The organism is Pseudomonas sp. CFBP 13602 (assembly GCF_014842725.1).
Classification (GTDB): Bacteria; Pseudomonadota; Gammaproteobacteria; order Pseudomonadales; family Pseudomonadaceae; genus Aquipseudomonas; species Aquipseudomonas baltica.
The window spans coordinates 336269-348664 of sequence record NZ_JACYVT010000005.1 but is presented as its reverse complement, the minus strand read 5'-3'; the positions used below and the strand labels follow the sequence as shown (position 1 = coordinate 348664).

Here is a 12396-nt window from a genome sequence, read left to right as displayed (position 1 = left end):
ACCGCAACATGCCGTTCGGCCAGCGTTGGCGAACGGCGTCCTCGTGGCGGCAGCCCTACACGGCGTCCCTGGGCAGCATCAGGCCCAGCGGCAGCCTGACACGCGCCTCCAGCCCACCCGTCGAACGATTGCGCAGCTCTACGTTGCCGCCATGCATGGCAGCGATGCGCTTGACGATCGCCAGGCCCAACCCGGTGCCCTTGCCACTGCGGGCACGGTCCCCGCGAATGAACGGGTCGAAGATGCCGGCCAGTTCACCCGGATCGATGCCTGCCCCCCGGTCCACCACACTGAGCACCACATAGGGCGCATTGTCGTCGCCCGAAACATGGACGGCCACTTCCACGCCGCTGCCGGCATGGTAGAGGGCGTTGCCGATCAGGTTGTTCAGCAGGCGCTTCATCGACACCCGGCGCAGCGGGAACGGCGGGATCGGTTCCAGGCGAAGCAGTACCTGTTCTTCTGCCTGGTTATAGGGCGCGACCACTTCCTGCACCAGATGGCCCAGATCGACGACCTCGACGCTTTCGTCACGGCCGTCGCGAATGAAGGCCAGGAACTGATCGAGGATCGCGTCCATGTCCTCGATGTCGCGGACCATGTCGGGGGTGAACTCGTTGTCCGAGGTCATCAGTTCCAGTGACAGCCGCAAGCGGGTCAATGGCGTGCGCAGATCGTGGGACACCCCGGCCAGCATCAGCTCGCGCTCGCGGCCGGCCTGTTCGACGTCCTCGGCCATCTGGTTGAACGCTCGGTACACCTCGGTCATTTCGCTGGGCGTGTCGCTGACCGGCAGGCGCACGCTGCGGCCCTGCCCCAATTGCCTGGCGGCGAACACCAGACGCTTGAGCGGCTGGTTGAGCTGACGCACGAAGATCCAGGCCGAAGCGGTCGACAGCAAGCCGATCGCAAGGAACCAGCCCAGCACGCTCCAGATCTTCTGCCCACGCAACGGGTGCGGGTACAGAGGCACTTTCAACCAGCCCGCGCCCAGGCTCGGCGCACGCACCCACAGCGCGGGCGGGGCGTGGACGCGCAGGCGCACTTCGGTGTCTTCGCCCAGTTCGGCCTGCATCTGGCGTTGGTAGATTTCACTGTACGGCCAGTGCTGCTCGCCTTCCGGCACGCCGCCGCCGACCACCCGGATCAGGCCCGCCGCATCGGCGATCTGGTCACGGTTGTTCTCGTCCGCCGCCCAGTAGGCACGCAGCGTCAGCGCCACGCCGTGACTGTACTGGCGGTCGACCAGCACGTCCTCGTTCATCAACAGGTAGACCAGGGTCAAGGCCTTCGAGAACAGGACGACGACCAACACCAGCCAGAGGGTTCGGGCGAAAAAACTTTGGGGAAACCAGACAGGGGTTTTCATTGCGTGGCGATCACATACGTTGCAGGAGCGAGCAGGCTCGCAGACATTGTGGATGACGAACATCCCGAATCAACGAGTGATTCAGGATATCGCTCCTACAAAAACCCCGGCAGTCTATCGGGCAGCGTTGCCATCGGGTACGAACACGTAACCCACACCCCAGACCGTTTGAATGTAGCGAGGCTTGGAGGGATCGGGCTCGATCATGCGGCGCAGCCGCGAGATCTGCACGTCGATGGAACGCTCCAGGGCATCCCATTCACGTCCGCGAGCCAGGTTCATCAGCTTGTCGCGGGTCAGTGGCTGGCGCGCGTTCATCACCAGGGCCTTGAGCACGGCGAACTCACCGGTGGTCAGCATGTGCACTTCGTCGCCGCGCTTGAGTTCGCGGGTGGCCAGGGAAAGCTCGTAGTCGCCGAAGGAAACCGATTCGTCCTCGCTGCCCGGAGCGCCGGGAACCGGCGCCGACTGGCGACGCAGCACGGCCTTGACACGCGCCATCAGTTCATCCGGGTTGAAGGGCTTGGCCAGGTAGTCGTCCGCGCCCAGTTCCAGACCCTTGATCCGGCTGAGTTCGTCACCCTTGGCGGTCAACATGATGATCGGGACCTGGTTGTTGCTGGCACGCAGGCGGCGGCAGGCAGACAGGCCGTCTTCACCGGGCAGCATCAAGTCCAGGACAACCAGATGGAACACTTCACGGGCGAGCAGGCGATCCATTTGCTCGACATTGGGCACGGCGCGCGCACGGTAGCCTTTGCTGGTGAAGAATCGCTCCAGCAGGCTGCTCAGTCCCGGATCGTCGTCAACGATGAGGATCTTTTCACCTTCGGCTGCTTGTGCGGTACTGCTCATGGGTTGCTCCTCTGATCTCGGCGCGCATTATGGCGTAGCTGCCAACGCTCGTGCCGTGTGCATTGTTAGCAGATTTTTCCTGGCCCGCCAGTCACAATCCTCGATCGCCCGGGCGTCGGGTTCGCGCCGCGACGATGTCGCTGGGTATACTGCACGGCTCGTCAGCCGGGCTCGGCGGGGATTGCACCTTGTACCCAACATTTTTCAGGTGGTTATCATGATCAGCATAAACAGCCGCATCGCCGAGGAACTCGGCGTCCGCCCTCAACAGGTCGAAGCGGCCGTCGCACTGCTGGATGAAGGTTCGACCGTGCCTTTCATCGCTCGTTACCGCAAGGAAGTGACCGGCAGCCTGGACGACACCCAGCTGCGTCACCTCGAAGAGCGCCTGCGCTATCTGCGCGAACTCGACGAGCGCCGGGCAAGCATCCTCGCCAGCATCGAGGAGCAGGGCAAGCTGACCCCCGAGCTGGCCCGCGAGATCAACCAGGCCGACACCAAGACCCGCCTGGAAGACCTTTACCTGCCGTACAAGCAGAAACGCCGCACCAAGGGCCAGATCGCCCTGGAAGCCGGCCTCGGCGAGCTGGCCGACCGCCTGTTCGGCGACCCTGCGCTGACCCCGGAAGCGGAGGCGGCACGGTTCGTCGACAGCGACAAGGGCGTCCTCGATACCAAGGCCGCGCTTGAAGGCGCCAAGTACATCCTGATGGAACGTTTCGCCGAAGACGCCACGCTGCTGGCCAAGCTGCGCGGTTTCCTCAAGCAGGAAGCCGTGCTCAGCGCCCGGGTGCTGGCCGGCAAGGAAGAGGAAGGCGCCAAGTTCCGCGACTACTTCGAGCATGACGAACCGCTCAAGAGCATGCCTTCGCACCGCGCCCTGGCGATCTTCCGCGGACGCAACGAGGGCATCCTCGGTTCTTCGCTGAAGGTCGGCGAGGAACTGCCGGGTACCCTGCACCCGTGCGAGATGATGATCGCCGAGCGTTTCGGCGTGAAAAACCAGCAGCGGGCCGCCGACAAGTGGCTCGGCGAAGTGGTGCGCTGGACCTGGAAGGTCAAGCTCTACACGCACCTGGAAACCGACCTGCTGAGCGAGCTGCGCGAGAACGCCGAAAGCGAGGCCATCAACGTCTTCGCACACAACCTGCATGACCTGCTGCTGGCCGCCCCGGCCGGCCCACGCGCCACCCTGGGCCTGGACCCGGGCCTGCGCACCGGCTGCAAGGTGGCGGTGGTGGATGCCACCGGCAAGCTGCTCGATCACGCCACGGTGTATCCGCACGTTCCGCACAACAAGTGGGACCAGACCCTCGCCACGCTGGCCGCGCTGTGTGCCAAGCATGCCGTGGACCTGATTGCCATCGGCAATGGCACTGCCAGTCGCGAGACCGACAAGCTGGCGGCCGAGCTGATCAAGAAATACCCAGGCCTGAAAATGACCAAGGTCATGGTGTCCGAAGCCGGTGCGTCGGTGTATTCGGCCTCGGAGCTGGCTGCTCGCGAGTTTCCCGATCTCGACGTGTCTATCCGCGGTGCGGTCTCCATCGCCCGCCGCCTGCAGGATCCGCTGGCCGAACTGGTCAAGATCGATCCGAAATCCATCGGCGTGGGCCAGTACCAGCACGATGTCTCGCAGCTCAAGCTGGCGCGGGGCCTGGATGCCGTGGTCGAGGACTGCGTGAACGCCGTGGGCGTGGACGTCAACACCGCTTCCGTGGCGCTGCTGGCGCGCATCTCCGGGCTCAACGCCACACTGGCGCAGAACATCGTCGCCCACCGCGACGAGCATGGTGCATTCAGAACCCGTGCGGCGCTGAAGAAAGTCTCGCGCCTGGGCGAAAAAACCTTCGAACAGGCGGCGGGCTTTCTGCGCGTCATGAACGGCGACAACCCGCTGGACGCCTCGGCCGTGCACCCCGAAGCATACCTGCTGGTGCAGCGCATTGCCGCGGGCACCGATCGCGACATTCGCTCGCTGATCGGTGACAGCGGCTTCCTCAAGCGCCTCGATCCGAAAAAATTCACTGACGAAACCTTTGGCCTGCCCACCGTCACCGACATCCTGCAGGAGTTGGACAAACCGGGCCGCGACCCTCGTCCCGGGTTCAAGACCGCCGAATTCCAGGACGGTGTCGAAGACCTCAAGGACCTGCAACTGGGCATGGTGCTCGAAGGCGTGGTCACCAACGTGACCAACTTCGGCGCGTTCGTCGATATCGGCGTCCACCAGGACGGCCTGGTGCACATCTCGGCACTGTCGGAAAAATTCATCAAGGACCCGCGTGAAGCGGTGAAGGCTGGCGACGTGGTCAAGGTCAAGGTGATGGAAGTGGACATTCCGCGCAAACGCGTAGGGTTGTCGATGCGTATGGGCGACACGCCCGGCGAGAAGATCGACGGCGCACGTGGCAGCCGCCCTGGTGCCGCCGGGCGCCAGCAGGCCGCTCCGGCGCGCGTCAAGGAACCTGCCGCCGCACCGGCCAGTGGTGCCATGGCGTCGTTGTTCGCCAATGCCAAACAGCTGAAGAAGCGCTGATGCAGGTCGACGACGAGTTGACCCAGAGCGCCTACTTTCGCAACCTTGGCTGCGAGGTGCGGCGCCTGGACGCCGGCGTGGCCGAGGTGGCACTGCCACTGGCCGCGCACCTGCGCAATCGTGGGCAGGTGATGCACGGTGGCGCCATCTTCAGCCTGGTCGACATTGCCATGGGCCTGGCATGTTCCACCGCGCACGGTTTCGATAATCGAAGTGTCACGCTCGAATGCAAGATCAATTACCTTCGCGCGGTGTCAGAAGGTGAGGTGATCTGCAAGGCCCAGGTATTGCACGCCGGTCGGCGCACGATGGTGGTCGAGGCCGAAGTGCTCCAGGGCGAAAAACTGATGGCAAAAGCACAAGGTACCTTCGTGGTTCTCTAGCCCGAAGGGGCCGTTATGCGGTAATTTCGGCACGGCGCAGGCGGTGCCGAACGCCGCACGGCCTGTACCCTGCCCGATCGAAACCAGGCGACAACGCCGGTTCCTTTTTGTCTTCACCCTTGCAGACCGTCCGCTCCACCCCCATATCGGGGCGACTGACGCGTGAAGGAATCCAACTTGAGCGAATTTCTCAACCGCCGCCTGACTTTGCTCGGCGAGCCTGCCACCCTTTCCCTGCTCGCGCAGTGCCTGCATGGCATAGAGCGCGAGTGCCTGCGCGTCAACCACGAGGGTCGCCTGGCACAGACGCCACACCCCGAGGCGTTGGGCGCGGCGCTGACCAATGAACAGGTCACTACGGACTATTCCGAATCGCTGCTGGAATTCATCACGCCCGCGCTCCAGGATCCTGCACAGACCCTGCACAGCCTCGAGCAGATCCACCGCTTCGTGTACAGCAAGCTGGGCAGCGAGTACCTGTGGAGCCCCTCCATGCCCTGCCCGCTGCCAGCCGAGGAAGACATCCCGCTGGCCTACTACGGCACCTCGAACATCGGGCGCCTCAAGTATGTCTATCGCCAGGGGCTGTCCCTGCGCTATGGCCGCACCATGCAGTGCATCGCCGGCATTCACTATAATTTTTCCCTGCCCGAGCAGCTGTGGCCGGTGCTCAAGCAGGCCGAGGGTTATGTCGGCACCGCTCGCGATTATCAGTCGGCGGCCTACATCGCACTGATCCGCAATTTCCGCCGCTACAGCTGGTTGCTGATGTACCTGTTCGGCGCCTCGCCGGCGCTGGATGCAGGCTTCCTGCGCGGACGTGCCCATCAACTCGAGCAACTGGATGCGCAGACCCTGTACCTGCCCTATGCCACCAGCCTGCGCATGAGCGACCTGGGCTACCAGAGCAATGCCCAGGCGGGCTTGACGCCGTGCTACAACGATCTGGCCAGCTACACCGACAGCCTGCGCAAGGCGGTTGCCACGCCCTACGCACCTTACGTCCAGGTCGGTACGCACAAGGATGGCGAATGGGTGCAGTTGAACACCAACATTCTGCAGATCGAAAACGAGTACTACTCCAACATTCGTCCGAAACGAGTGACCTACAGCGGCGAACGGCCGATCCAGGCCTTGATGGCGCGCGGCGTGCAGTACATCGAAGTGCGTTGCCTGGACATCAACCCGTTCCTGCCCACCGGCGTTGACCTGCCCGAGTCGCGTTTTCTCGATGCGTTCCTGCTGTTCTGCGCGCTGGAAAGCAGCCCGCAGATCGACAGTGCCGAGTGCTCGGCGTGCACCGACAATTTCCTCAATGTGGTCAAGGAGGGTCGCCGCCCTGGCCTGCAGCTGCAGCGCAATGGGGAAGCGGTCGAGCTCAAGGACTGGGCCAATGATCTGCTGGAGCGTATCGACGCCGTCGCCGCCCTGCTCGATCGCAGCACTGGTACCGATGAGCATGTGCAGGCGATGGCGGCGCAGCGTGCCAAGGTTGGCGATGCGTCGCTGACGCCGTCGGCGCAGGTACTGGCGAAGATGGCCGAGCAGAAGCAGAGTTTTGCCGAGTTCTCCTTCAGCCAGAGCCAGGCTCACGCCGACTACTTCCGCGAGCAGCCATTGAGCCCCCAGGACCAGGCGCGCTTCGAACAGCAAGCCCGCGATTCGCTGGTAGCCCAGGCGACGCTGGAAGCCGAAGAAGTTGGCGATTTCGATCTGTTCGTCGGCTCCTATCAGGCAAGCATCCTCGCCATCAGCAACTGACCAAGCGGTCGATCCTCGAAAGACCGCGGCGCCTGCTTCGCGGCCACGCACCGCTCCTACGGATGGCCTCAACCTCACGTAGGAGCGGTCATCGGCCGCGAAAGGGGCACCGCGTAGCATCAGACAAACCGCAGCGCGCCCTTCGCGGCCACAGACCGCTCCTACGGATGGCCTCGACCTCACGTAGGAGCGGTCATCGGCCGCGAAAAGGGCGTCGCGTAGCATCAGACAAACCGCGGCGCGCCCTTCGCGGCCACGGACCGCTCCTACGGATGGCCTCAACCTGACGTAGGAGCGGTCATCGGCCGCGAAAGGGGCACTGCCGATCCAGCGGATGCCCCGCTACAGCGCTTTTTCGAAGATCTTCGAATTGCGCTGGTAGTTGTACAGCGAGGCGCGCGCCGAGGGCAGGCGTTCGACACCGCTGGGCACGAAGCCACGCTCGCGAAACCAGTGCGCCGTACGGGTGGTCAGCACGAACAGGGTGTTGAGCCCGAGCGCGCGCGCCCGTTCCTCGATGCGCTCGAGCAGCTCGTCGCCACGCCCGCCGTGGCGGTATTCCGGATTCACCGCCAGGCAGGCCAGCTCGCCGGTCTGCGAATCGGCGATCGGGTACAACGCCGCGCAGGCGATGATCATGCCTTCACGCTCGACCACGCTGAACTGGGTGATCTCACGCTCCAATACTTCCCGGGAGCGGCGCACCAGAATGCCCTGCTCTTCCAGCGGACTGATCAAGTCCAGCAACCCACCGACGTCTTCGATGTTGGCTTCGCGCACCTGTTCGAACTGCTCTTGCGCCACCAGGGTGCCGCCGCCATTGCGAGTGAACAGCTCGGTCAGCAGTGCACCGTCTTCGGCGTAGCTGACGATATGCGCGCGGCTGACGCCACCCTTGCACGCCTGAGCGGCGGCATCGAGCAACTCGCCCTGGTAGTCGTTGCCCAGACGCAGCAAGTGCGCCGGTACCTGCTGCGGACGCAGCTCGCGCACCAGATGACCGGTTTCGTCGAGCAAGCCCGGCTCGGCGCCGAACAGCAGCAACTTGTCGGCTTCCAGGTCGATGGCTGCCCGCGTGGCCACGTCTTCGCAGGCAATGTTGAAGATCTCGCCGGTGGGCGAATAGCCCAGTGGTGACAGCAGCACGATCGAGCGTTCGTCGAGCAGGCGATTGATGCCCTTGCGATCGACCCGCCGCACTTCGCCGGTATGGTGGTAATCGACACCCTCGACCACGCCGATCGGCCGCGCCGTGACCAGGTTGCCGCCCGCCACGCGCAACCGCGAGCCCTGCATCGGTGAGGACGCCATGTCCATGGACAGGCGTGCCTCGATGGCGATCCGCAGGTGACCCACCGCATCGATCACGCATTCGAGCGTGGCCGCATCGGTGACCCGCAGGTTGCGATGGTAATGCGGGCTCAGACCGCGCGCGGCCAGGCGGCTCTCGATCTGCGGGCGCGACCCGTGGACCAGCACCAGACGCACGCCCATGCTGTGCAGCAGCACGAGGTCGTGGACGATATTGCCGAAGTTGGGGTGGGCAACGCCTTCGCCGGGAAGCATCACCACGAAGGTGCAGTCACGGTGGGCATTGATGTAGGGAGAAGCGTGGCGAAGCCAATTCACGTAGTCGGGCATGACAGCAAAAGCCTGTAGAAAAGTGGGACGAAAAGCATCACTCGGCGCACAGCGGTATGAGGGTTATCGTCGTGACAGGCTAGGCAACACGCGTGCACTCCTTGCATGGATGGCGGCCTCGGGCGCGGCCAGATTCAGGTGATCACCGATTCGAGGCAGTAATGCCCGATCAGTTCACGCAATAGACGCACGGTAGGCTGCAAACGTGACATTTCGAGGTATTCGCCGGGCTGGTGGGCACAGGCGATGTTGCCCGGACCCAGCACCAGGGTTTCACACCCCATGCTCTGCAGGTAGGGCGCCTCGGTGCCGAAGCCCACGGCGGCTGCAGTGTGCCCGGTCAGGCGCTCGGCGACCCGGACCAGCTCGGCGTCGGCACGCTGCTCGAAGGGCGGTACCTCGGCGAACAACGGGGCATAGTCGATCTTCACCTGGTGCAGCTCGGCCAACGGTGCCAGCTTGCCGAGAATCGCGGCACGCAGGACCTGCGGGTCCATGCCCGGCAACGGCCGCAGATCGAACTCCAGCGAGCATTGCCCGCAGATACGGTTGGGGTTGTCGCCGCCGTGGATACAACCCAGGTTCAAGGTCGGCTGGGGCACACTGAACTGGGCATTGTTGTACTCGCGCTGCCATTGTTGGCGCAGGCTCAGCAACTCGCCGATCGCCCCGTGCATCGCTTCCAGGGCGCTGTGGCCCAGGCTTGGGTCCGAGGAATGGCCACTGCGACCGAGGATGTCGATGCGTTCCATCATCACCCCCTTGTGCAGGCGTATCGGCCTGAGCCCGGTCGGCTCGCCGATGACCGCGGCACGGCCCAACGGGCGACCGGCCGCGGCCAGCGCCTTGGCGCCGGACATCGAACTTTCCTCGTCACAGGTGGCGAGGATGATCAGCGGCTGTTTGAACGGCTGGTCGATCAGGCCGCGCACCGCCTCGATCGCCAGCGCGAAGAAGCCCTTCATGTCGCAACTGCCCAGCCCGACCCAGCGTCCGTCGACTTCGGTGAGCTTGAGCGGATCGGTGCTCCACAGCGCCTCGTCGTAGGGCACCGTGTCGCTGTGCCCGGCCAGCACCAGGCCGCCGGGGCCGCTGCCGAACGTGGCGATCAGGTTGAACTTGCCGGGCTCGACCTGCTGGATATCGCAGGCAAAACCCAGGTCGGACAGCCAGCCGGCCAGCAGATCGATCACCTGGCGGTTGGACTGGTCCAGGCTGGGCTGGGTGCAACTCACAGAAGGCGCCGCAATGAGGGCGGCGAACTGTTCCTGCATGGACGGCAATGGCATGGCGAACCTCCCGGGGCGAGCCCCATCATAGAGCCATCGGGCGCCAAGAATAAACCGCCGTGGCGCGACTGCTGTACACTGCACGGCCTTATCTAGTCATCAGCGCGTTGTTGTCCGCCAGCGCTTGGATTGCCCCCTCATGCACAAAGAAACCGAAATCAAACTGCGCGTCAGCCGCGAAACGCTCGCTGCCTTGCGTGAGCACCCTTTGCTGAAGAAGCGCAACAAAAGTGGCTGGGAGCGCCGAGAGCTGTTCAACCAGTACTTCGACACGCCTGCGCGCGAACTGGCGGCGGCCAAGGTTGCCCTGCGCCTGCGTCGCGATGGCGAAGAAGTCATCCAGACCCTCAAGACCCGTGGCAGCAGCGTGGCCGGGCTGTCGCAGCGCAACGAGTACGACTGGACCCTGCCCAAGGCCAAGCTCGACCTGAAGAAACTCGACGGCGAATGCTGGCCCGAGCAACTGGCCGAACTCGACAAGAAGACCATCAAGCCGGTGTTCACCACCGATTTCGTGCGCGAGCGGGCAGAGATCGCCTGGGGCCGCGGCAAGGCCCGGGTGGTGATCGAAGCCGCCCTGGACCTGGGCAAGGTCATCGTCGGCAAGCAGTCCGAAGAGATCTGCGAACTGGAGCTGGAGCTGCGTGAAGGTGAGCCATCGGCATTGCTCGAGCTGGCCGCCGAACTGGCCGAGAAACTGGCGCTGATGCCCTGTGACATCAGCAAGGCCGAGCGCGGCTATCGCCTCAGCGATCCGGACAGCTACGCCCTGAGCCTGCCGGCGCCGGAACTGAACGCTGAAACCTCGCTCGACGACGCCTTCACCGCCTTGGCCTGGCACCTGTTGGCGAACAGCCAGCGCCTGGCCGAGCAGTACCGTTTCAACGGCCACTGGCGCCTGCTGCAGGACTGGGTACAACAACTCGTCGAACTGCGCGGACTGGTTGGCAGTCTCGGCCAGGCCGCTCCACGCACCAGCAGCAACGAGCTGCGCACCTCCCTCGATGCGCTGCTCGAAGACTGGCGCCCGCTGGTGCAGGCCGGGCAGGAGGACGAGGACGTGCGCAAGGCCGCGCCCGAGCAGTTCGCCGAAGAGCTGCTGGACGTGCGCTGGGGCCAGTTCTCGCTGAACACTTCGCGCTGGCTGCTGGGCCGCCTGTGGACGGTCGAGCGCAACAACCGCGGCAACCGCCAGGGCGCCGCCCAGCTGCAAAGCTGGCTGGGCCACCTGCTGGCCGAAGAAGGCGCAGCGCTGCAACTGCCGCGCTACCAGCAGCAGCCCGAGGACCTGGCCGAGCAGTTGCCACGCATCGAACGCATCCAGAGCTGGCTGCACCTGGCCCGCGGTGTGCTGGACGTGCCGGAAGTCGACCGCCTGTTCGGCGAACTGAACAAGCTGCATGCATTGGCCAGCCTGGATATCAGCGATGAAGTGCTGGACGCGCGGATGCAGCAGGCCATTGCCGTGAGCCAGAACCGCGCCTGGAAACTGCTGCTGCGCAAGTAAGCTTTGCGGGGTTTTTCCGACCTCTTCGCGGCTGCCAGCCGCTCCTACCGGGTGTTGTGAACCTGTAGGAGCGGCTGACATCGCGCCTCACCGATTCACCGGCAAACTGGTGGTGGACTTGATTTCGGACAGCGCCACCGTCGAATTCACCTCTTGAATGCCCGGCACCATCGACAGTTTCTCGAAGAAGAAACGCTCGTACGCTTCGATGTCCGGCGTGACGATGCGCAGCAGGAAATCGACATTGCCCATCAACACATAGCACTCCAGCACTTCCGGAAAGCCGCGTATCGCTTCGGTGAACTCGGTGAAGTTCGAGCGACCGTGGGCGTTGAGTTTCACTTCGGCGAATATCTGCGTGTTGAGGCCGATCTTCTTGCGGTCCAGCAGCGTCACCTGCGCCCTGATCACCCCCTCTTCCTTGAGCCGCTGGATGCGCCGCCAGCAGGGTGACTGCGACAAGCCCACCTGCTCGGCGATCTGCGCGCTGGAGAGCGTGGCGTCCTCTTGCAGCAATGCCAGGATGCGCCGGTCATAAGCATCCAAAGAACTTTGCATAGAAATGCCTCTGCCTTGCGGTTTATGGAATTGCACAATTCAAGATAGCTCAATAACTCGCCAAGTCAGGCAAGAAATACCCGTTCCAGCGTGGGAGACTTTCTCCCATCGACCACGGAGATCGCCCATGTCCGCCTTTGAACTGCTGACCTCGCCGCGCCCCGATGTCTGGGCCGCAGGCAACCTGACCACCACCGTGCAGTTCAGCCTGAGTGCCGAGATCGAGGCCGACGTGCTGTGCCGGGTGCTCAATCTGTTTGCCATGCAGTACCTGATCCCCCGGCAGCTCGCTGCATCCCAGGTAGCGGACAGCCTGCAGATCCAGGTGCAGGTGGGCGAGTTGACCTGGCACCGCGCACAGGTGATCGCGGAAAAGATGCGCAACCTGATCAGCGTGTTCGATGTGCAACTGGTCGATGCCCAGCACCCGGCCCAGGTACAGTCGTACGCTTGAGCGGTCGACAAATGCGGCAACGGTTGCCATGACGGCGACT

General features: G+C 64.0%; 10 protein-coding genes. 5 read left to right on the top strand and 5 right to left on the bottom strand.

Annotation, left to right across the window (positions count from 1 at the left end; all coding sequences use genetic code 11):
* Positions 1-55: 55 nt before the first annotated feature.
* Both IFU31_RS12860 and ompR read right to left on the bottom strand, forming a co-directional pair.
* Positions 56-1369 carry an ATP-binding protein gene (locus IFU31_RS12860; protein ID WP_122480125.1) on the bottom strand — a complete coding sequence of 438 codons (1314 nt, stop codon included), beginning with the start codon at positions 1367-1369 and terminating at the stop codon, positions 56-58.
* A gap of 114 nt (positions 1370-1483) precedes the next feature.
* Entirely contained in the window at positions 1484-2224 is a 741-nt protein-coding gene (ompR, locus tag IFU31_RS12855) for an osmolarity response regulator transcription factor OmpR (protein ID WP_122479845.1), read from the bottom strand.
* Between the two features lie 217 nt (positions 2225-2441).
* On the opposite strand from ompR, the gene IFU31_RS12850 reads away from it, so the two are divergent.
* From IFU31_RS12850 to gshA, 3 genes are all read left to right on the top strand, one after another.
* Positions 2442-4763 (top strand): Tex family protein, encoded by a 2322-nt coding sequence (locus tag IFU31_RS12850; protein ID WP_192103176.1) that lies wholly within the window; start codon positions 2442-2444, stop codon positions 4761-4763.
* The gene (locus tag IFU31_RS12845; protein WP_122479847.1) at positions 4763-5146 is read left to right on the top strand and encodes a PaaI family thioesterase; all 384 of its coding nucleotides are present in this window, start codon (positions 4763-4765) and stop codon (positions 5144-5146) included. The genes IFU31_RS12850 and IFU31_RS12845 overlap by 1 nt, the downstream gene beginning before the upstream one ends.
* Positions 5147-5323: 177 nt before the next feature.
* On the top strand, positions 5324-6907 hold the full coding sequence (gene gshA, locus IFU31_RS12840; protein WP_192103174.1) for a glutamate--cysteine ligase: 1584 nt from the start codon (positions 5324-5326) through the stop codon (positions 6905-6907).
* A gap of 342 nt (positions 6908-7249) precedes the next feature.
* Here the strand turns inward: gshA and argA are convergent, their stop codons facing one another.
* Both argA and argE read right to left on the bottom strand, forming a co-directional pair.
* Positions 7250-8548, bottom strand: coding sequence for an amino-acid N-acetyltransferase (argA, locus tag IFU31_RS12835; protein ID WP_122479849.1), 1299 nt, complete (start codon positions 8546-8548; stop codon positions 7250-7252).
* Between the two features lie 134 nt (positions 8549-8682).
* Positions 8683-9837 carry an acetylornithine deacetylase gene (gene argE, locus IFU31_RS12830; protein ID WP_185794727.1) on the bottom strand — a complete coding sequence of 385 codons (1155 nt, stop codon included), beginning with the start codon at positions 9835-9837 and terminating at the stop codon, positions 8683-8685.
* 139 nt (positions 9838-9976) lie between these two features.
* Here argE and IFU31_RS12825 point away from each other — a divergent pair, with 139 nt between their 5' ends.
* On the top strand, positions 9977-11344 hold the full coding sequence (locus IFU31_RS12825; RefSeq protein WP_185794726.1) for a CYTH domain-containing protein: 1368 nt from the start codon (positions 9977-9979) through the stop codon (positions 11342-11344).
* 87 nt (positions 11345-11431) lie between these two features.
* On the opposite strand, the gene IFU31_RS12820 is transcribed toward IFU31_RS12825, so the two are convergent.
* Positions 11432-11902 (bottom strand): Lrp/AsnC family transcriptional regulator, encoded by a 471-nt coding sequence (locus IFU31_RS12820; protein WP_122796211.1) that lies wholly within the window; start codon positions 11900-11902, stop codon positions 11432-11434.
* A 127-nt stretch (positions 11903-12029) separates the two neighbouring features.
* Between IFU31_RS12820 and IFU31_RS12815 the strand changes: the two genes are divergently transcribed.
* Positions 12030-12356, top strand: a complete 327-nt coding sequence (locus IFU31_RS12815; RefSeq protein WP_244657671.1) for a hypothetical protein — start codon at positions 12030-12032, stop codon at positions 12354-12356.
* Positions 12357-12396 lie beyond the last annotated feature (40 nt).

Coding starts and splice junctions, on each gene's coding strand:
- IFU31_RS12860 (WP_122480125.1), bottom strand. CDS start 1,369: ATGAAAACCCCTGTCTGGTTTCCCCAAAGTTTTTTCGCCCGAACCCTC.
- ompR (WP_122479845.1), bottom strand. CDS start 2,224: ATGAGCAGTACCGCACAAGCAGCCGAAGGTGAAAAGATCCTCATCGTT.
- IFU31_RS12850 (WP_192103176.1), top strand. CDS start 2,442: ATGATCAGCATAAACAGCCGCATCGCCGAGGAACTCGGCGTCCGCCCT.
- IFU31_RS12845 (WP_122479847.1), top strand. CDS start 4,763: ATGCAGGTCGACGACGAGTTGACCCAGAGCGCCTACTTTCGCAACCTT.
- argA (WP_122479849.1), bottom strand. CDS start 8,548: ATGCCCGACTACGTGAATTGGCTTCGCCACGCTTCTCCCTACATCAAT.
- argE (WP_185794727.1), bottom strand. CDS start 9,837: ATGCCATTGCCGTCCATGCAGGAACAGTTCGCCGCCCTCATTGCGGCG.
- IFU31_RS12825 (WP_185794726.1), top strand. CDS start 9,977: ATGCACAAAGAAACCGAAATCAAACTGCGCGTCAGCCGCGAAACGCTC.
- IFU31_RS12820 (WP_122796211.1), bottom strand. CDS start 11,902: ATGCAAAGTTCTTTGGATGCTTATGACCGGCGCATCCTGGCATTGCTG.
- IFU31_RS12815 (WP_244657671.1), top strand. CDS start 12,030: ATGTCCGCCTTTGAACTGCTGACCTCGCCGCGCCCCGATGTCTGGGCC.